Raw genomic sequence first — 16,451 nt, 5'->3', positions numbered from 1 at the left:
CTCCTGATTTCGCTGGATCCTTCATGGACAAACTTCTGATTCGCGGCGGGCGTGAGCTTCGCGGCGAAGTGCTCATTTCCGGCGCCAAGAACGCCGCGCTGCCCGAGCTGTGCGCGGCGCTGCTGACCGACCAGCCCGTGGTGCTGCACAACGTGCCGCGCCTGCAGGACGTGTCGACCATGCTCAAGCTGGTGCGCAACATGGGCGTGACGGCCGAGGCCGACGACAACGGCACCGTGCGCCTGAACGCCGGCGAGCTCGGCAACCCCGAGGCCCCCTACGAACTCGTGAAGACCATGCGCGCCTCGGTGCTGGCGCTGGGCCCGCTGCTGGCGCGCTTCGGCCACGCCAAGGTGTCGCTGCCGGGCGGCTGCGCCATCGGTTCGCGGCCGGTCGACCAGCACATCAAGGGCCTGCAGGCGATGGGCGCCGAAATCGTGGTCGAGCACGGCTACATGGTCGCGCGCCTGCCCGAGGGCCGCACGCGGCTGAAGGGCGCGCGCATCCTGACCGACATGGTCACCGTCACCGGCACCGAGAACTTCCTCATGGCCGCCGCGCTGGCCGAGGGCGAGACGCTGCTCGAGAACGCCGCGCAGGAGCCCGAGATCGTCGACCTGGCCGAGATGCTGATCCGCATGGGCGCGAAGATCGAAGGCCACGGCACCAGCCACATCCGCATCCAGGGCGTCGAGACGCTGCACGGCTGCGAACACGCCGTGGTGGCCGACCGCATCGAGGCCGGCACCTTCCTGTGCGCCGTGGCGGCCACCGGCGGCGAGGCCTTCCTGCGCCACGCGCGCGGCGACCACCTCGACGCCGTGATCGACAAGCTGCGCGACGCCGGCTGCTCCGTTGTGACGGAGCCCGACGGCATCCGCATCGGCTCGCAGGGCCCGGCCTACGACCACCTGAAGGCGCAGAGCTTCAGCACCACCGAATACCCCGGCTTCCCGACCGACATGCAGGCCCAGTTCATGGCCCTGAACGTGATCGCGCGCGGCGCCTCGATGGTCACCGAGACCATCTTCGAGAACCGCTTCATGCACGTGAACGAGATGGTGCGCCTGGGCGCGCGCATCCACGTCGAGGGCAAGGTCGCGATGGTCGAGGGCGTGCAGCAGCTCTCGGGCGCCACCGTGATGGCCACCGACCTGCGCGCGTCCGCCAGCCTCGTCATCGCCGGCCTCGTGGCCGAGGGCGAGACGCTGGTCGACCGCATCTACCACCTCGACCGGGGCTACGACCGCATGGAATCGAAACTGCGCGGCCTGGGCGCCGACATTGAACGCGTGACGGGAGCCGCCGCATGATCACCCTGGCTCTTTCCAAAGGCCGCATCTTCGAAGAGACGATGCCCCTGCTGGCCGCCGCCGGCATCGAGGTCACCGAAGACCCCGAGAAATCGCGCAAGCTCATCCTCGACACCACCCGCCCCGACGTGCGCGTGGTGCTGGTGCGCGCCTCCGACGTGCCCACCTACGTGCAGTACGGCGGCGCCGACCTCGGTGTGACCGGCCTGGACGTGCTGCTCGAGCACGGCAACCAGGGCCTGTACCAGCCGCTGGACCTGCGCATCGCCGCCTGCCGCCTCAGCGTGGCCGTGCGCGCCGACTACGACTACGCTTCGGCCGTGAAGCAGGGCTCGCGCCTGCGCGTGGCCACCAAGTACGTGGGCCTGGCGCGCGACTTCTTCTCCAGCAAGGGCGTGCACGTCGACCTGATCAAGCTCTACGGCAGCATGGAACTGGCACCGCTCACGGGCCTGGCCGACGCCATCGTCGACCTGGTCTCGACCGGCAACACGCTCAAGGCCAACCACCTCGTCGAGGTGGAGCGCATCATGGACATCAGCGCCCGGCTGGTCGTCAACCAGGCCGCGCTCAAGCTCAAGCGCGAACCCATCCGCCGCATCATCGACGCCTTCGCGTCCGCCATTCCCTCCGCCTGAACCTCAAACCCATGACTCTGCAAGCAGCCCCCGCCCGACTGTCCACGAACTCAGCCAGCTTCGACGCTGAATTCAAGGCGCGGCTGCATTGGTCCGCGGACGACGACGCGGCCATCGAGAAGGTGGTGGCCGACATCCTCGCCGACGTGCAAAAGCGCGGCGACGAGGCGGTGCTGGAATACACCAACCGCTTCGACAAGCTCGACGCCAAGACGCTGCCCGAGCTCGAACTCACGCAGGCCGAGCTGAAGGCCGCCTTCGAGGCGCTCCCCGCCGCGCAGCGCGACGCGCTCGAAGCCGCCGCGCGCCGCGTGCGCAGCTACCACGAGGCGCAGAAGAAGGCCTCCGGCGAAAGCTGGAGCTACCGCGACGCCGACGGCACGCTGCTCGGCCAGAAGGTCACGCCACTCGATCGCGTGGGCATCTACGTACCGGGCGGCAAGGCCGCGTACCCGTCGAGCGTGCTGATGAACGCCATTCCCGCGCACGTCGCGGGCGTGGGCGAGATCATCATGGTCGTGCCCACGCCGAAGGGCGAGAAGAACCAGCTCGTGCTCGCCGCCGCCTACGTGGCCGGCGTGACGCGCGGCTTCACCGTCGGCGGTGCGCAGGCCGTGGCCGCGCTGGCCTACGGCACGGCCACCATCCCGGCCTGCGACAAGATCACCGGCCCCGGCAACGCCTACGTGGCCGCCGCCAAGCGCCGCGTGTTCGGCACCGTGGGCATCGACATGATCGCGGGCCCGAGCGAAATCCTGGTGCTGGCCGACGGCTCCACGCCGCCCGACTGGGTGGCCATGGACCTGTTCAGCCAGGCCGAGCACGACGAGCTGGCCCAGAGCATCCTGCTGTGCCCCGACGCCGCCTACATCGACCGTGTGCAGGCCGAGATCGACCGCCTGCTGCCGACCATGCCGCGCGCCGAGATCATCGCCGCCTCGCTCAACGGCCGCGGCGCGCTGATCCACACGAAGAGCATGGAAGAGGCCTGCGAGATCAGCAACCGCATCGCGCCCGAACACTTGGAAGTCAGCAGCAGCGAGCCGCACCGCTGGGAACCGCTGCTGCGCCACGCCGGCGCGATCTTCCTGGGCAACTTCACCAGCGAGAGCCTGGGCGATTACTGCGCCGGCCCGAACCACGTGCTGCCGACCAGCGGCACGGCGCGCTTCTCGAGCCCGCTGGGTGTGTACGACTTCCAGAAGCGCTCCAGCCTCATCGAGGTGAGCGAGGCCGGCGCGCAGGTGCTGGGCCCGATCGCGGTCACGCTGGCCGAAGGCGAGGGCCTGCAGGCGCACGCCGAAGCCGCGCGCATGCGCCTGCGTAAGATCTGAGGCTCCAACAACCCCGCTTCAGGGAGGAGCACGCCAGATGATTCAACGCCTCTATCGCTCGCGATTTTTCCGTTTCGCCACCGGCCTCGTTGCCGGTGCCGCCTTGCTGGCCGCCTGCACCCAGATGCCGCAGAACCGCGCCGAGACGACCGCGATGGCGGCCACGTCCAGTGCTGCAAAGCCCGCACCGGCGCCGGCCCAGCTCGGCACGCAATGGGGCGAGGGCATCGAGTCGAAGACCCGCACCGTCGCCGCCAAGCGCCTGTCCGACCAGCCCGACGACGTGGCCTCGATCGGCTACAACGACGCGGCCAGCGTGCGCCGCGATGCGGGCAGCAACCCCGAGCGCCGGCTGAACCTGCAGCTGGCCCAGGGCGACATCGAATGGTCGGTGCTCGACGAGAACGACCGCCCGCTGCCGCTGCAGCGCGCACGCCGCAGCCACAGCGACGACCTGTTCCGCCTCGCCGGCGTCGAAGGTGCGCGCTACACGCTGCGCTTTCGCAACCTCAGCGACCGCAGCTACGAGGTGATCGCCACCGTCGACGGCCTGGACGTGCTCAACGGCAAGCCCGGCAGCCTGCGCAACGGCGGCTACGTGCTGCGCCCGCAGCAGACGCTCAACATCGAGGGCTTCCGCAAGAGCCAGAGCGAAGTGGCCGCCTTCCGTTTCGCCACGCCGGGCCGTGCCTACGCCGCGAACACCGAGGCCGGCGACGTGCGCAACATCGGCGTGATCGGCGCCGCGCTGTTCGAGCTCGAAGAGCCGAACGCCCCGCGCCGCACCCGCCGCGACGCCTCGCCGTCGCAGCCCAGCGCCTTCCCGGCCGACGGCGCGTACGCGCCGCCGCCGCGCTACCGCAAGTAAACCGGCGAGGCCATGCAACGCGCCGCCGTCCTGCTGTTGCCGCGCCTGCCGGCGCTGCTGCTCGCCCTGGCGACCGGTGCGATCGGTGCCGGCGCGCAGGCGATGAGCATCCGCGAGCTGCGCACGCTCGAAGCCAACGAGAAGGACGGCAAGGCCTACGCCAGCTACTACCTCGTCGGCGTGCTTGAAGGCCTGCGCGAGGGCGTCGAGTCGTCGCAGCGCAACGGCCAGGTGCCGCCGTTCTGCATCGAGGGCCGCCGCCTCGAACCCTCGATGGCCCGCTCGCTCTACCAGACCGAGCTGAGCCGCAACGCCGACAGCTACGAAGCCGACATGCCCGTGCAACTGGTCATGGCCGGCGCCCTCCGCAACAGCTACCGCTGCACCCGATGACCGTTTCCGATTCTTCCGCCTCCGACAACCGTCTGCCGCTCGCGCGCATCCGCGCCGATGTGCGCGCCATGCACGCCTACGCGGTGCAGGACGCGCGCGGCTTCCTCAAGCTCGACGCGATGGAGAACCCCTACGGCCTGCCGCCCGCGCTGCAGGCCGAGCTCGGTGCGCGCCTGGGCGCGCTGGCGCTCAACCGCTACCCCGGCGACCGCGGCGCCGACCTGCAGCGCGCGCTGGCCGTCCATGCGGGCCTGCCCGAAGGCTTCGGGCTGATGCTGGGCAACGGCTCGGACGAACTGATCTCGCTGCTGGGCATCGCCTGCGACCAGCCCGGCGCCGCCGTGCTGGCGCCCGTGCCCGGCTTCGTCATGTACGCGATGAGCGCCCAGCTGCAGGGCCTGCGCTTCGCGGGCGTGCCGCTCACGGCCGATTTCGAGCTCGACGAGGCCGCCATGCTGGCCGCCATCGCGCGCGAGAAGCCCGCCATCGTCTACCTCGCCTACCCGAACAACCCGACCGCCAACCTCTGGGACGACGCCGTCATCGAGAAGATCGTGCAGGCCCAGGGCGCGCAGGGCGGCCTGGTGGTGATCGACGAGGCCTACCAGCCCTTTGCCGCCCGCAGCTACATCGATCGGCTCGCGAACCACCGCCACGTGCTGCTGATGCGCACCCTGAGCAAGTTCGGCCTGGCCGGCATCCGCCTGGGCTACCTCATGGGCCCCGCCGCGCTGGTCGCCGAAATCGACAAGGTGCGCCCGCCGTACAACATCAGCGTGCTCAACTGCGAGGCTGCGCTGTTCGCGCTGGAGCACGCGGCCGTGTTCGAGGCCCAGGCGCGTCAGATCCGCGAAGGGCGCGACCAGCTCATGGCCGCGCTGGCCCGGCTGCCGGGCGTGAAGACCTGGCCCAGCGATGCCAACATGATCCTGCTGCGCGTGCCCGATGCCACCCGTACCTTCGAGGGCATGAAGGCCCGCGGGGTGCTGGTGAAGAACGTTTCTAAAATGCATGAACTGCTCGCCAACTGCCTGCGCCTCACCGTCGGAACGGCCGACGAGAACGCGCAGATGCTGGCGGCGCTCGAAGCCTCACTATGACCACCCCCACGACCCCGGGCAGCACCGATCGCATCGCGACGGTCACCCGCCACACCGCCGAGACGAAGATCACGGTCAGCGTCAACCTCGACGGCACCGGCAAGGCCAAGCTCTCCACGGGCATCGGCTTTTTCGATCACATGCTCGACCAGATCGCCCGCCACGGGCTGATCGACCTGGACATCGACTGCGAGGGCGACCTGCACATCGACGGCCACCACACGGTGGAAGACGTGGGCATCACGCTCGGCCAGGCCGTGGCCAAGGCCATCGGCGACAAAAAGGGCATCCGACGCTACGGCCATGCCTACGTGCCGCTCGACGAGGCATTGAGCCGCGTCGTCATCGATTTCTCGGGCCGCCCGGGCCTCGTGATGCACGTGCCCTTCACCAGCGGCATGATCGGCACCTTCGACAGCCAGCTCACCTACGAGTTCTTCCAGGGCTTCGTGAATCACGCCTTCGTCACGCTGCACATCGACAACCTGAAGGGCGTGAACGCGCACCACCAGTGCGAGACCGTGTTCAAGGCCTTCGCGCGCGCCATGCGCGGCGCGCTGGAGCTCGATCCGCGGTCCGTCGGCGTCATTCCCTCGACCAAAGGTTCGCTCTGAAACTCCCCGGCGAACAGCTATGAAATCTGTAGCAAAAAATTCCGTCGCGGTCGTCGACTACGGCATGGGCAACCTGCACTCCGTGTCGCAGGCCGTGCGCCATGCGGCCGACCAGGTGGGCGTGGAGGTGTTCGTCACCTCCGACCCGGACGTGGTGCGCCAGGCCACCCGCGTGGTGCTGCCGGGGCAGGGCGCCATGCCCGACTGCATGCGCGAGCTGCGCGACTCGGGCCTGCTCGAATCGGTGCTCGAGGCCGCGGCCAGCAAGCCGCTCTTCGGCGTGTGCGTGGGCATGCAGATGCTGCTGTCGCGCAGCGACGAGGGCCCGACCGACGGCCTGGGGCTCATTCCCGGCGAGGTCGTCAAGTTCGACCTGGCCGGTCGCCTGCAGCCCGACGGCAGCCGCTTCAAGGTGCCGCAGATGGGCTGGAACCAGGTGCGCCAGGCCCAGCCGCACGCGGTGTGGACGGGCATTCCCGACCAGAGCTACTTCTATTTCGTGCACAGCTTCTACGCGTGTCCGGCCGATGCCCGGCACAGCGTGGGCGAGGCCGATTACGGGGCATGCTTTACCGCGGCCATCGCACGCGATAACATTTTTGCCACCCAGTTCCACCCGGAGAAGAGTGCGGACCATGGGCTGCAGCTGTATCGCAACTTCCTCCATTGGAACCCCTGACCTTATATTCCCGCCCGGGCCGCACCGTTCGCGGCCCGGCTTTCGCACACTCGCGTCACTTCCATGCTCCTCATTCCCGCCATTGATCTCAAAGACGGCCACTGCGTTCGCCTCAAGCAGGGCGACATGGACCAGTCCACCATCTTCAGCGAAGACCCCGCCGCCATGGCCCGCAAATGGGTCGAGGCCGGCGCCCGTCGGCTGCACCTGGTCGATCTGAATGGCGCCTTCGCCGGCAAGCCGCAGAACCACGCGGCGATCAAGGCGATCCTGAAGGAAGTCGGCGACGACATCCCGGTGCAGTTGGGTGGCGGCATCCGCGACCTGGACACCATCGAGCGCTACATCGACGACGGCCTGCGCTACGTGATCATCGGCACCGCCGCGGTCAAGAACCCCGGCTTCCTGAAGGACGCCTGCAGCGCCTTCGGCGGCCACATCATCGTGGGCCTGGACGCCAAGGACGGCAAGGTCGCCACCGACGGCTGGAGCAAGCTCACGGGCCACGAGGTGGCCGACTTGGGCAAGAAGTTCGAGGACTACGGCGTCGAATCGATCATCTACACCGACATCGGCCGCGACGGCATGCTCTCGGGCATCAACATCGACGCCACCGTCAAGCTCGCGCAGGCGCTGACCATCCCGGTGATCGCCTCGGGCGGCCTGTCGAACATGGCCGACATCGACCAGCTCTGCGCGGTCGAGTCCGAAGGCGTCGAGGGCGTGATCTGCGGCCGCGCCATCTATTCGGGCGACCTCGACTTCGCCGCCGCCCAGGCGCGCGCGGACGAGCTGGCCGGCGCCTGACGCCTTTGCTGTAGCGGCGCGTGCTCTCCGCGCTCGCCATTGCCAACTACCGCTCGCTGCGCCAGCTGACGGTGCCGCTGGGCCGCCTCACGGTGGTCACGGGCGCCAACGGCAGCGGCAAGTCGAGCGTGTACCGCGCGATGCGGCTGCTGGCCGACATCGCCAACGGCGGCGTGATCCGCTCGCTGGTGCGCGAAGGCGGGCTGTCTTCCACGCTGTGGGCCGGGCCCGAGCGCTTTTCGGCGGCCATGCTGCGCGGCGAACAGCCGGTGCAGGGCACCACGCGCAGCGAGCCGGTGGCGCTGAAGCTGGGCTTCGCCGGCGCCGAGGCCGAGGATTTCGGCTACGCCATCGACATCGGCCTGCCGCCGCCGATCCCGTCCTCGGCCTTCTCGCACGACCCGCAGATCAAGCACGAGGCGATCTGGAGCGGCCCGCTGCTGCGCCCCTCCACGCACCTGGTCGACCGCAAGGGCGCCGCGCTGCGCCTGCGTGACGGCAAGGGCTGGCAGGCCGTCGGCCGGCCGATCCCGGCCTTCGCCAGCATGATGACCGAGCACGCCGACCCGCGTGACGCGCCCGAGATGCTCACGCTGCGCGAGCAGATGCGCTCCTGGCGCTTCTACGACCACTTCCGCTCGGACGCCGACGCCCCCGCGCGCCAGCCGCAGCTGGGCACCTACACGCCCGTGCTGGCGAACGATGGGGCCGATCTGGCCGCGGCCCTGCAGACCGTCCGCGAGATCGGCGACGGCGAGGCGCTCGACAGCGCCGTGGACGACGCCTTCCCGGGCGCCCGCATCGAGGTGCACGCGAACGGCGACCGCTTCGAGACGCTGATGCACCAGCACGGCCTGCTGCGGCCCCTGACGGCCGCCGAACTGTCGGATGGCACCCTGCGCTACCTGCTGTGGATCGCGGCGCTGCTGACGCCCCGTCCGCCCGCGCTGCTGGTGCTCAACGAGCCCGAGACCAGCCTGCACCCCGACCTGCTGCCCGCGCTGGGCCGCCTCATCGCGCAGGCCGCGCGGTCGTCGCAGGTGATCGTGGTGTCGCACGCGGCGCGCCTGATCGCCGCCCTGGACGACAGTGAGGGCCTGCAGCCGGTGGTGCTCGAAAAGCGCTTCGGCGAGACCCGCGTCGCGAACCTCGACATGAGCGAGATTCCGCGCTGGGAGTGGCCGGCGCGGTAGAGAAGGGCAGGCGGGCCTATTCGGCCTTCACCGCCATCGTCTGGATGATCGTTTCCAGCTGCGCGCTCATCGGCAAATTGAGGCTTTCCCCCGAAGGCAGCTTGCGCATGAACCAGCGCTTGTACTGCCGGTGGATCTCGCCGTCTTCCGCCAGCACCTGGAAGGTGTCGACCACCACCTTGTTGAGCTGCGGGTCGCCCTTGCGGTACATGACCGCGTACGGGTCGTAGGAGAGGAAGTCGCCCACCACCTCGTACTGCGCCTTGGCGGCGTCGCGGGCGATCAGGCCGTAGAGCAGCACGTCGTCGGTGGCGAAGGCGTCGGCCTGGCCTTCTTTCACGAGTGCGAACGACTCGGCATGGTCGCGCGCCACCTTCAGTTCGATGTTCAGCTTGAACTTCTGCGACAGGTCGCGCAGCGTCTTCTCGTTGGTGGTGCCGGCCGTCACCGCCACCTTCTTGCCGGCCAGGTCGCGAAACGACTGGATCGGCGCGCCCTTCTTCACCAGCACCTTGGTGCCCGAGACGAACATCGTCGGCGAGAAGGCCACGCGCTTCTGGCGCTCCAGGTTGCTGGTGGTGGAGCCGCACTCGAGGTCGACCTGGCCGCTGACGACCGCGTCGATGCGCGAGTCGGAGGTGACGGGCACCCACTTGATCGTGAGGCTCTTGTTGACCGTGTCCTCGATGGCCGTGACGAGCGCGCGGCACAGCTCGATGGAATAGCCGATCGGCTCCTTGCGCGCATTGAGGTACGAAAAGGGCACCGAGGCCTCGCGGTGGCCGATGGCGATGGTGCCGCTCTCGCGCACCTTGGCCAGCGTGCCGGTGAGGAGCTCCTGCGCCTGTGCCGGGCCGGCCGACAAGGCGAGGGCCACGCCCGCCAGCAGCCATGCGGCGACGGCGGAGGGCAGCGTGGCGATGCGCGTCATGGCGTGGCGCCTCACGCGTGCGCCGGGTGGGCGAGGGTGGCGGCGGCTTCCTCGTCGAGCACCTTGGCATTGGCCTCGGCATCGCTCTCGGACAGCAGCTCGCCCTCCCATTTGGCGACCACGGCCGTGGCGATGGAGTTGCCCACCGCGTTGGTGGCCGAGCGGCCCATGTCCAGGAAGGTGTCCACGCCCAGGATCAGCAGCAGGCCGGCCTCGGGAATGTCGAAGTGGTTCAGCGTGGCGGCGATCACCACCAGCGAGGCGCGCGGCACGCCGGCCATGCCCTTGGAGGTGAGCATCAGGATCAGCAGCATGGTGATCTGCGTGCTGATCGGCATGTGGATGTCGTAGGCCTGCGCGATGAACAGCACGGCGAAGGTGCAGTACATCATCGAGCCGTCGAGGTTGAACGAGTAGCCCATCGGCATCACGAAGCTGGAGATCTTGCGCTTCACGCCGAAACGGTCGAGCGCCTGCAGGATCTTCGGGTAGGCGGCTTCGGAGCTCGCGGTGGCGAACGACAGCAGGAACGCCTCCTTGATGAGCACCAGCAGCTTGAACACGCGCGGCCCCAGGAACAGCAGGCCGGCCATGATCAGCACGCCCCACAGCACGAACAGGCCCAGGTAGAAGTCGCGCATGAACACGGCGAACTTGATCAGGATGCCGAGGCCATTCACGGCCACGGTGGCGGCCATGGCGGCCAGCACCGCCAGCGGCGCGAGCTTCATGACGTAGCCCGTGATCTTGAGCATGGCGTGCGACAACTCCTCGATGGCGGCCACCAGCGTCTTGGCCTTGTCGCCGAGCGAGGCCAGCGCCACGCCGAAGAACATCGAGAACACCACGATCTGCAGGATCTCGTTGTTGGCCATCGCCTCCACGAACGACTTGGGCACCGTGTGGCTCACGAAGTCCTTGAAGGTGAACTTGTTGGTCGCCAGGTTGGCCGAGGCGCCGATGTCGGGCAGCGGCAGGCCCAGGTTCTCGCCGGGCTTGAGCAGGTTGGCCATGACGAGGCCGATCACCAGCGAGATCAGCGAGGCGGTGAGGAACCAGCCGATGGCCTTGCCGAACACGCGGCCCACCGACTTGGCGTCGCCCATGTGCGCGATGCCCACCACCAGCGTGGAGAACACCAGCGGGCCGATCAGCATCTTGATCAGGCGCAGGAAGACGTCGGAGACGATGGAGACGTAGTCCGCGATCTCCTTGGCGGCCTTCTTGTCGGGAAAGCTCGTGAAGATCATGTAACCGACGATGATGCCGAGCACCATGGCGATCAGGATCCAGGCGGCCATGGGCAGCTTTTTCTTCATGCGTATCCCCTTTGTCGTGTGAGAGTGGTTCTTTTCGAGTGCACGGGACCGACCCGGCACAGGGTATCCAAGAAAGGCGGATGCACGCAATGGCCTGCTGCCAGGATGCGGCGGCTGCCTACAATTCCTCACATGGATATCCGCTCGATCGAGTTTCGAGGCCAGCCGGCGTTGCACGCCGTGGCGGCCGATGGCAGCACGCTGACGGTGGCGCTGCATGGCGCCCAGGTGCTTTCCTGGGCCCCGGCCCGCGGTGGGGAGCGACTGTATCTGAGTCCGAAGGCCGTTTTTGACGGCCAAACCGCCATCCGCGGCGGCATTCCCCTGTGCTGCCCCCAGTTCAACCAGCGCGGCATGCTCCCCAAGCATGGCTTCATGCGCAATCTGCCTTGGATTCGCGAGGAATCGGGCGCGCCCGACACGCTGCGGCTGGTGCTGCGCGACGACGACGCCACCCGCCGGCTCTGGCCACATGCCTTCGAGGCGCGGATGGACGCCACGCTCGCCGCTGGCCGGCTGCGCACCGCGCTCACCCTGACCAACACCGGCGACGCACCCTGGCCGTTTTCGGCCGCGCTGCACACCTACCTGCGCGTGGACGACATCGCCGCCGTGCGCCTCGAAGGCCTGCAGGGCGCCGCCCGCTGGGACGCGGTGCGCGACGTGCGCCAGACCGAATCGGCCGCCGCGCTGCAGTTCGACGCCGAGTTCGACAGCGTCTACACCGCCCCGGCGCAGCCGCTGCGGCTGGTGCAGCCCGGCGGCACGCTCGAAATCACCCAGAGCGAAACCTGCACCGAAACCGTGGTCTGGAACCCCGGCGCCGCGCTCGGTGCGACACTCGCGGACATGCCCCCAGAGGGCTTCCGCCACATGCTCTGCGTCGAGGCGGCCCGCATCGACGAACCCGTCGTGCTGGCGCCCGGCGCCCAATGGCAGGGCTGGCAACAGCTTTGCGTTCTCTGACCGACTGATTTCTCCTGGTTCACCACCCCATGCTTGCCAAACGCATCATTCCCTGCCTCGACGTCACCGGCGGCCGCGTCGTCAAGGGCGTCAACTTCCTCGAGCTGCGCGATGCCGGCGACCCGGTCGAGATCGCGGCGCGCTACAACGCACAGGGCGCCGACGAACTCACCTTCCTGGACATCACGGCCACCAGCGACGGCCGCGACCTGATCCTGCCGATCATCGAGGCGGTGGCCTCGCAGGTCTTCATTCCGCTGACCGTGGGCGGCGGCGTGCGCACCGTGGCCGACGTGCGCCGGCTGCTCAACGCGGGCGCCGACAAGACCAGCTTCAACTCGGCCGCCATCGCCGACCCGCAGGTGATCAGCGACGCGGCCCAGAAGTACGGCTCGCAGTGCATCGTGGTCGCCATCGACGCCAAGCGCCGCAGCCCCGAAGACGCCGCCACGCGTGGCGCGGGCTGGGACGTCTACAGCCACGGCGGGCGCAAGAACACCGGCCTGGACGTGGTGCAGTGGGCGACCGAGATGGCGCGCCGCGGCGCGGGCGAGATCCTGCTCACCAGCATGGACCGCGACGGCACCAAGAGCGGCTTCGACCTGGCCCTGACGCGCGCCGTGAGCGACGCGGTCAACGTGCCCGTCATCGCCTCGGGCGGCGTCGGCAGCCTCGACGACCTGGCCGACGGCATCCAGAAGGGCGGCGCCGACGCGGTGCTGGCCGCGAGCATCTTCCACTACGGCGAGCACACCGTGGGCGAGGCCAAGGCGCGCATGGCCGAGCGCGGGATTCCCGTGCGCATCGACGCCTGAGCGGGACCGGAAGGGTCTTTTCCTATCCTCGACAATATCCCCATGAATTGGCTCGATGAAGTGAAGTGGGACGCGAACGGGTTGGTGCCCGTGATCGCCCAGGAACAAGGCACGAACGACGTGCTCATGTTCGCGTGGATGAACCGCGAGGCGCTCGAAAAGACCGCCGAGTTGGGCCGCGCGGTGTATTTCAGCCGCTCGCGCAGCAAGCTGTGGTTCAAGGGCGAGGAGTCGGGCCACGTGCAGACCGTGCACGAGATCCGCCTGGACTGCGACAACGACGTCGTGCTGCTCAAGGTGACGCAGCTCGGCCACGAGCCCGGCATCGCCTGCCACACCGGCCGTCACAGCTGCTTCTTCAGCAAGTACGAGAAGGGCCAGTGGACCGTGGTCGAACCGGTCTTGAAAGACCCGGAGTCGATCTACAAATGAGCGCCACAGTGAACGATTCGAACACCTCCGACGCGCTCGCCCGCCTGGCCGCGGTGCTCGAGAGCCGCCTGCCCGCGAACGGCGGCGACCCCGAGAAAAGCTACGTCGCCCGGCTGCTGCACAAGGGCCCCGACGCCTTCCTCAAGAAGATCGGCGAGGAAGCCACGGAGGTCGTGATGGCTGCCAAGGATGCCGATCACGGCGGCGACCGCTCGAAAATAGTGAACGAAGTGGCCGACCTGTGGTTCCACACCATGGTGGCACTGGCCCACTACGGTTTCTCGCCAGCCGACGTCGTCGCGGAGCTCGAGCGCCGCGAAGGCACCAGCGGCATCGAGGAAAAAGCCCTGCGCAAGGTGCAGGCCCGCGAAGCTTCCAACGACTGACTGATCGATTGAAAGGGCATCGACCATGGCCAATGACATCGTGAACGTGGAACCCGACGACTCCCTCAAGACCTGGGGCTGGGTCAGCTACGTGCTGCACCTGATCGTGGCCATCGGCGCGGTCGTGCCGGGCGCGCAGGCCTCCGTGCTGCTGCTGCTCATCGCCCTGCTGATCGATTTCGTGAAGCGCGACGACGCGGCCGGCACCTGGCAGGCCTCGCACTTCAGCTGGCGCATCCGCTCGGTGCTGTGGGCCGGCCTGCTGTACATCGTCACCTCGTGGCTCTGGCTGCTGCTGTTCGTGCCGGGCTGGATCGCCTGGAGCCTGATTTCGCTGTGGTTCCTCTACCGGATCGTGAAAGGCATGATCCGGATGAACGACGGCCGTCCCATGGAACCCAAAGATGTCATCTGATCCGAACTGCGTCTTCTGCAAAATCATCGAAGGCAAGATCCCCTCGCGCAAGGTCTACGAAGACGACGACCTGTTCGGTTTCCACGACATCGCCCCCTGGGCGCCGGTGCATTTCATGCTGGTGCCCAAGAAGCACATCGCCTCGATGGCGCAGCTCACGCCCGAGGATTCGGCGCTCATGGGCAAGATCATGACCCTGGCCCCCCAGCTGGCGCTGGAGCAGGGCTGCCGGCCCTATCCGGACGGCGGCTACCGGGTCGTCGTGAACACCGGCGCCGAGGGCGGGCAGGAGGTTCACCATCTCCATGTGCACGTCATGGGCGGCCCCCGGCCCTGGCTTCGCGGCTGAGCAGGGTTAAGCCAAACTGTCACATTCCCCCCGACTAAAATCGGACACATTCTTAGGAGTTCTCCATGGGTTCTTTTTCCATCTGGCACTGGCTGATCGTGCTGCTCGTCGTGGTCATGATCTTCGGCACCAAGAAGCTGCGGAACATGGGTTCGGATCTCGGTGGCGCCGTCAAGGGCTTCAAGGACGGCATGAAGGACGGCTCGGCCTCCCCTGACGCCTCCGCTGCACCGGCCCCCACGCAGCAAGTGACCGGCCAGCCGGCCAACAGCGACAAGTCGACGATCGACGTCGAAGCGCGCCAGAAGTCCTGAGCACCGCAGGCACACATCCGTGATCGACCTCGGCATTGAGAAGCTGGCGCTCATCGGCGTCGTGGCGCTGATCGTGATCGGGCCGGAGAAGCTGCCGCGCGTTGCACGCACGGTGGGCGCCCTGCTCGGCAAGGCGCAGCGCTATGTGAACGACGTCAAGGCCGAAGTCAACCGTTCGATGGAGCTCGACGAGCTCCGCAAGATGAAGACCACGGTCGAGGACGCGGCGCGCGACGTGGAGCACAGCATCCACACTGGCGCCAGCGAGTTCGAGAAGCAGTTTTCCGGCGCGTCCGGCGACACCCTGTCGGCACTGGCCGAGCCCGAGCAGGCGGTGCCCGAATACAGGCACCCCCGCAAGAACTGGCGCCTGAAGCAGGGCGCCACGCCGAATTGGTACAAGGCGCGCAACGGCGTGCGCACCAAGGCGCTGTCGGGCGCGGCGCGGGTCGCCCGCTTCCGCCCCCACAAGATCAACTGACGCACGCGCACGCCCCGCGGCGTTCCCGGGCGCCCAGTGCGCCTGTGTCTTCTCCCACGCTTTCTCCCCTCCCATGGCCGATTCCGACAACAAGAACAAAGAAGAAGACGAGCTGGCGGGCACCGAGCAGCCGTTCGTGCAGCACCTGGTCGAGCTTCGGGACCGGCTGCTGTACTGCGTCTACGGCCTGGTGGTCGCGGGCGTGCTGCTGGCGATCTGGCCCGGTCCGAGCGGGCTCATGGACATCATCGCCATGCCGATCCGCGCGCACATGCCGCCGGACGCCAAGCTGATCGCCATCGGCGTGTTCTCGCCGTTCTTCGTGCCGCTCAAGGTGCTGATGATGGCGGCCGTGCTGCTGGCGCTGCCCTGGCTCATGTACCAGGCCTGGATGTTCGTCGCGCCGGGCCTGTACAGCCACGAGAAGCGCTTTGCCCTGCCGCTGATCTTCTTCGGCAGCGTGCTGGCCTACGGCGGCATCGCCTTCGTGCAGCTGTTCGTGCTGGACAAGATGTTCGGCTTCATCCAGAAGTTCACGCCCGCGGCGGTGGCGGCCACGCCCGACATCTCGTCGTACGTCGAGGCCATCCTGTCGCTGTACATCGCCTTCGGCGTGGCCTTCCAGGTGCCGATCGTGGTGATGCTGCTGGTGCGCTTCGAGATGGTCACCATCGAGAAGCTGCGCTCGTTCCGCGGCTACTTCATCGTGATCGCCTTCGTGGTGGCCGCGGTGCTCACGCCGCCCGACGTGGTGTCGCAGCTGGCGCTGGCGGTGCCGATGTGCCTGCTGTACGAGGTGGGGATCATCGGGGCGCGCTACTTCGCAGGAACGGGCAAGGCGCCCGAGGGTGAGGAAGAGAGCGCGGGTTCGGGGTCTTCCGGCAGTTCCTGATCCCCCCGGATCGGTCGGCCTCGCACCAGCGGCGGGCCCAAAACGAAAGCGGCCCTCGGGCCGCTTTTTTGTTGCTGTCGGACCTGTCTGGCTGATGCACAGGACATTCCTCAATCAACGCAATCATTGAGCTCGCTTCGGCGAGCTCTTTTTTATCCGGCCGACGAAATAGGGGCCATGCCCGCGCGTGCGGAGGCTCAGACAGGACAGAA

General features: G+C 68.0%; 21 protein-coding genes. 19 read left to right on the top strand and 2 right to left on the bottom strand.

The window, feature by feature from the left end; translation table 11 throughout:
• Positions 1-23 precede the first annotated feature (23 nt).
• From murA to FFI97_RS25510, 10 genes are all read left to right on the top strand, one after another.
• On the top strand, positions 24-1,313 hold the full coding sequence (gene murA / locus FFI97_RS25555) for a UDP-N-acetylglucosamine 1-carboxyvinyltransferase (RefSeq protein WP_139701032.1): 1,290 nt from the start codon (positions 24-26) through the stop codon (positions 1,311-1,313).
• On the top strand, positions 1,310-1,951 hold the full coding sequence (gene hisG / locus FFI97_RS25550; protein ID WP_139701034.1) for an ATP phosphoribosyltransferase: 642 nt from the start codon (positions 1,310-1,312) through the stop codon (positions 1,949-1,951). Before murA ends, hisG begins: the two co-directional genes overlap by 4 nt.
• Before the next feature lie 11 nt (positions 1,952-1,962).
• Positions 1,963-3,285, top strand: coding sequence for a histidinol dehydrogenase (gene hisD / locus FFI97_RS25545; RefSeq protein ID WP_139701035.1), 1,323 nt, complete (start codon positions 1,963-1,965; stop codon positions 3,283-3,285).
• A gap of 37 nt (positions 3,286-3,322) precedes the next feature.
• Positions 3,323-4,153, top strand: coding sequence for a hypothetical protein (locus FFI97_RS25540; protein ID WP_139701037.1), 831 nt, complete (start codon positions 3,323-3,325; stop codon positions 4,151-4,153).
• Positions 4,154-4,165: 12 nt separating this feature from the next.
• Complete coding sequence (locus FFI97_RS25535; protein ID WP_139701039.1) at positions 4,166-4,546, top strand: hypothetical protein; 381 nt, start codon at positions 4,166-4,168, stop codon at positions 4,544-4,546.
• Positions 4,543-5,646, top strand: coding sequence for a histidinol-phosphate transaminase (gene hisC, locus FFI97_RS25530; RefSeq protein ID WP_139701041.1), 1,104 nt, complete (start codon positions 4,543-4,545; stop codon positions 5,644-5,646). The genes FFI97_RS25535 and hisC overlap by 4 nt, the downstream gene beginning before the upstream one ends.
• Entirely contained in the window at positions 5,643-6,260 is a 618-nt protein-coding gene (hisB, locus tag FFI97_RS25525) for an imidazoleglycerol-phosphate dehydratase HisB (RefSeq protein WP_062471688.1), read from the top strand. Before hisC ends, hisB begins: the two co-directional genes overlap by 4 nt.
• Positions 6,261-6,279: 19 nt before the next feature.
• Complete coding sequence (hisH, locus tag FFI97_RS25520; protein WP_139701043.1) at positions 6,280-6,939, top strand: imidazole glycerol phosphate synthase subunit HisH; 660 nt, start codon at positions 6,280-6,282, stop codon at positions 6,937-6,939.
• Between the two features lie 63 nt (positions 6,940-7,002).
• Positions 7,003-7,746 (top strand): 1-(5-phosphoribosyl)-5-[(5-phosphoribosylamino)methylideneamino]imidazole-4-carboxamide isomerase, encoded by a 744-nt coding sequence (hisA, locus tag FFI97_RS25515; RefSeq protein WP_062471681.1) that lies wholly within the window; start codon positions 7,003-7,005, stop codon positions 7,744-7,746.
• 20 nt (positions 7,747-7,766) lie between these two features.
• Positions 7,767-8,939: an AAA family ATPase gene (locus FFI97_RS25510; protein ID WP_139701045.1), complete on the top strand. Its 1,173-nt coding sequence runs from the start codon at positions 7,767-7,769 to the stop codon at positions 8,937-8,939.
• Between the two features lie 16 nt (positions 8,940-8,955).
• Here FFI97_RS25510 and FFI97_RS25505 read toward each other — a convergent pair whose 3' ends face one another.
• Together FFI97_RS25505 and FFI97_RS25500 are read right to left on the bottom strand one after the other, a co-directional pair.
• Positions 8,956-9,870, bottom strand: coding sequence for an amino acid ABC transporter substrate-binding protein (locus tag FFI97_RS25505; RefSeq protein ID WP_139701047.1), 915 nt, complete (start codon positions 9,868-9,870; stop codon positions 8,956-8,958).
• 11 nt (positions 9,871-9,881) lie between these two features.
• Positions 9,882-11,189 carry a dicarboxylate/amino acid:cation symporter gene (locus FFI97_RS25500; RefSeq protein ID WP_062471672.1) on the bottom strand — a complete coding sequence of 436 codons (1,308 nt, stop codon included), beginning with the start codon at positions 11,187-11,189 and terminating at the stop codon, positions 9,882-9,884.
• 132 nt (positions 11,190-11,321) lie between these two features.
• Here FFI97_RS25500 and FFI97_RS25495 point away from each other — a divergent pair, with 132 nt between their 5' ends.
• From FFI97_RS25495 to tatC, 9 genes are all read left to right on the top strand, one after another.
• A complete protein-coding gene (locus tag FFI97_RS25495; protein ID WP_139701049.1) occupies positions 11,322-12,155 on the top strand; it encodes a D-hexose-6-phosphate mutarotase in 834 nt (277 codons plus the stop codon).
• A 29-nt stretch (positions 12,156-12,184) separates the two neighbouring features.
• Positions 12,185-12,970, top strand: a complete 786-nt coding sequence (hisF, locus tag FFI97_RS25490) for an imidazole glycerol phosphate synthase subunit HisF (RefSeq protein WP_095743770.1) — start codon at positions 12,185-12,187, stop codon at positions 12,968-12,970.
• 42 nt (positions 12,971-13,012) lie between these two features.
• The gene (gene hisI / locus FFI97_RS25485; RefSeq protein ID WP_095743771.1) at positions 13,013-13,402 is read left to right on the top strand and encodes a phosphoribosyl-AMP cyclohydrolase; all 390 of its coding nucleotides are present in this window, start codon (positions 13,013-13,015) and stop codon (positions 13,400-13,402) included.
• Positions 13,399-13,788 carry a phosphoribosyl-ATP diphosphatase gene (locus FFI97_RS25480; protein WP_139701050.1) on the top strand — a complete coding sequence of 130 codons (390 nt, stop codon included), beginning with the start codon at positions 13,399-13,401 and terminating at the stop codon, positions 13,786-13,788. The genes hisI and FFI97_RS25480 overlap by 4 nt, the downstream gene beginning before the upstream one ends.
• Positions 13,789-13,813: 25 nt before the next feature.
• Entirely contained in the window at positions 13,814-14,203 is a 390-nt protein-coding gene (locus FFI97_RS25475; protein WP_056572726.1) for a DUF4870 family protein, read from the top strand.
• Positions 14,193-14,552 (top strand): histidine triad nucleotide-binding protein, encoded by a 360-nt coding sequence (locus FFI97_RS25470; RefSeq protein WP_062471658.1) that lies wholly within the window; start codon positions 14,193-14,195, stop codon positions 14,550-14,552. Before FFI97_RS25475 ends, FFI97_RS25470 begins: the two co-directional genes overlap by 11 nt.
• Positions 14,553-14,617: 65 nt before the next feature.
• A complete protein-coding gene (gene tatA, locus FFI97_RS25465) occupies positions 14,618-14,866 on the top strand; it encodes a Sec-independent protein translocase subunit TatA (protein ID WP_070059921.1) in 249 nt (82 codons plus the stop codon).
• Positions 14,867-14,885: 19 nt separating this feature from the next.
• Positions 14,886-15,347, top strand: coding sequence for a Sec-independent protein translocase protein TatB (gene tatB / locus FFI97_RS25460; protein ID WP_062471652.1), 462 nt, complete (start codon positions 14,886-14,888; stop codon positions 15,345-15,347).
• A 73-nt stretch (positions 15,348-15,420) separates the two neighbouring features.
• Entirely contained in the window at positions 15,421-16,239 is an 819-nt protein-coding gene (tatC, locus tag FFI97_RS25455) for a twin-arginine translocase subunit TatC (protein WP_062471649.1), read from the top strand.
• Positions 16,240-16,451 lie beyond the last annotated feature (212 nt).

It is taken from the genome of Variovorax sp. KBS0712, from assembly GCF_006323185.2.
Lineage (GTDB): Bacteria > Pseudomonadota > Gammaproteobacteria > Burkholderiales > Burkholderiaceae_C > Variovorax > Variovorax boronicumulans.
This window is presented reverse-complemented; position numbering and strand designations above follow the sequence as displayed.

Excerpts from the sequence above, each read along its gene's own strand:
- murA (WP_139701032.1), top strand. The coding sequence starts at position 24 with ATGGACAAACTTCTGATTCGCGGCGGGCGTGAGCTTCGCGGCGAAGTG.
- hisG (WP_139701034.1), top strand. The coding sequence starts at position 1,310 with ATGATCACCCTGGCTCTTTCCAAAGGCCGCATCTTCGAAGAGACGATG.
- hisD (WP_139701035.1), top strand. The coding sequence starts at position 1,963 with ATGACTCTGCAAGCAGCCCCCGCCCGACTGTCCACGAACTCAGCCAGC.
- FFI97_RS25540 (WP_139701037.1), top strand. The coding sequence starts at position 3,323 with ATGATTCAACGCCTCTATCGCTCGCGATTTTTCCGTTTCGCCACCGGC.
- FFI97_RS25535 (WP_139701039.1), top strand. The coding sequence starts at position 4,166 with ATGCAACGCGCCGCCGTCCTGCTGTTGCCGCGCCTGCCGGCGCTGCTG.
- hisC (WP_139701041.1), top strand. The coding sequence starts at position 4,543 with ATGACCGTTTCCGATTCTTCCGCCTCCGACAACCGTCTGCCGCTCGCG.
- hisB (WP_062471688.1), top strand. The coding sequence starts at position 5,643 with ATGACCACCCCCACGACCCCGGGCAGCACCGATCGCATCGCGACGGTC.
- hisH (WP_139701043.1), top strand. The coding sequence starts at position 6,280 with ATGAAATCTGTAGCAAAAAATTCCGTCGCGGTCGTCGACTACGGCATG.
- hisA (WP_062471681.1), top strand. The coding sequence starts at position 7,003 with ATGCTCCTCATTCCCGCCATTGATCTCAAAGACGGCCACTGCGTTCGC.
- FFI97_RS25505 (WP_139701047.1), bottom strand. The coding sequence starts at position 9,870 with ATGACGCGCATCGCCACGCTGCCCTCCGCCGTCGCCGCATGGCTGCTG.
- FFI97_RS25500 (WP_062471672.1), bottom strand. The coding sequence starts at position 11,189 with ATGAAGAAAAAGCTGCCCATGGCCGCCTGGATCCTGATCGCCATGGTG.
- FFI97_RS25495 (WP_139701049.1), top strand. The coding sequence starts at position 11,322 with ATGGATATCCGCTCGATCGAGTTTCGAGGCCAGCCGGCGTTGCACGCC.
- hisF (WP_095743770.1), top strand. The coding sequence starts at position 12,185 with ATGCTTGCCAAACGCATCATTCCCTGCCTCGACGTCACCGGCGGCCGC.
- hisI (WP_095743771.1), top strand. The coding sequence starts at position 13,013 with ATGAATTGGCTCGATGAAGTGAAGTGGGACGCGAACGGGTTGGTGCCC.
- FFI97_RS25480 (WP_139701050.1), top strand. The coding sequence starts at position 13,399 with ATGAGCGCCACAGTGAACGATTCGAACACCTCCGACGCGCTCGCCCGC.
- FFI97_RS25475 (WP_056572726.1), top strand. The coding sequence starts at position 13,814 with ATGGCCAATGACATCGTGAACGTGGAACCCGACGACTCCCTCAAGACC.
- FFI97_RS25470 (WP_062471658.1), top strand. The coding sequence starts at position 14,193 with ATGTCATCTGATCCGAACTGCGTCTTCTGCAAAATCATCGAAGGCAAG.
- tatA (WP_070059921.1), top strand. The coding sequence starts at position 14,618 with ATGGGTTCTTTTTCCATCTGGCACTGGCTGATCGTGCTGCTCGTCGTG.
- tatC (WP_062471649.1), top strand. The coding sequence starts at position 15,421 with ATGGCCGATTCCGACAACAAGAACAAAGAAGAAGACGAGCTGGCGGGC.